1 protein-coding gene is annotated in these 1,000 nt (G+C 45.8%); it reads right to left on the reverse strand.

The features are described 5' to 3' along the window. Positions 1-251 precede the first annotated feature (251 nt). A partial coding sequence (gene epmB / locus R8N28_RS27415; protein ID WP_318183943.1) for an EF-P beta-lysylation protein EpmB occupies positions 252-1,000 on the reverse strand: 749 nt, incomplete at its 5' end.

Below are 1,000 nucleotides of genomic sequence, written 5' to 3' on the forward strand. Positions count from 1 at the left end.
TCATCTTCAGTTTGGTTGAATATGGATGTCGTAAACTCGACCATTTTTCATCACAATAGTGTGATCTTCATTCCATATTTTGTGTCGCAAATAATCTAGGCGGCAGAGACTACATGAGACTTAAATGTTTTAGAACGGTTTGGTGTCTTTTTTATTGAGTTTTCTGAAAATAAACAAAAATCAGAGAGAAATCGTAAGATTTTGCGTCTCGACCGACACAAAATCTCATGATTTGTAGGGGTTATAGATGGTTATGCAAGGTGTAGGTCGAGCGGCGTTTTGCTTTTTCGGCCGCCGATTTCACGGGTGAGGGTCGGGATCAGGTAGCCAGAGACGTTTTCTAATAAGCCAGCCATTAGTTGTCGGGCTCGTTCGTCATCGACCATAAAGTGGGCCGCTCCCTGGACTTTGTCTAGCACGTGCAAGTAATACGGCAGGATCCCAGCATCGAACAGGGCCTCGCTGAGCTGGCTCAGGGCATCAACGGAATCATTAACGCCTCTTAGTAAAACTCCCTGATTTAGCAGGGTGACATAGGCTTCTTTTAGTTTTTTCATTGCCTGGCGCAGCTCATCGTTAATCTCATTAGCATGGTTGATGTGCGTAACAAGGATAATTTGCAAGCGTGACGCTTTTAGCAACTGACACAGCTCATCTGTGATTCGAGCTGGGATCACTACAGGCAAACGGCTGTGAATGCGCAGACGTTTGATGTGCGGAATCTTAGCAATGTGTTCCAGCAGCCAATGAATCTCATCGTCTTTTGCCATTAATGGATCACCGCCAGAGAAAATCACCTCATTGAGCTCTGGTTTTTCCGCCATGTATTCGATGCACTGGCTCCAAGCTTGTTTGCCGCTCTTGTTCTCTTGATATGGGAAGTGACGACGGAAGCAATAACGGCAATTCACCGCACAGCCGCCTTTGACGATCATCAGCACTCGGTTTTTGTATTTATGCAGCAATCCCGGGATTGCATTGTCCTGTTCGTCAAGAGGAT

The organism is Vibrio sp. Vb1554, assembly GCF_033344235.1.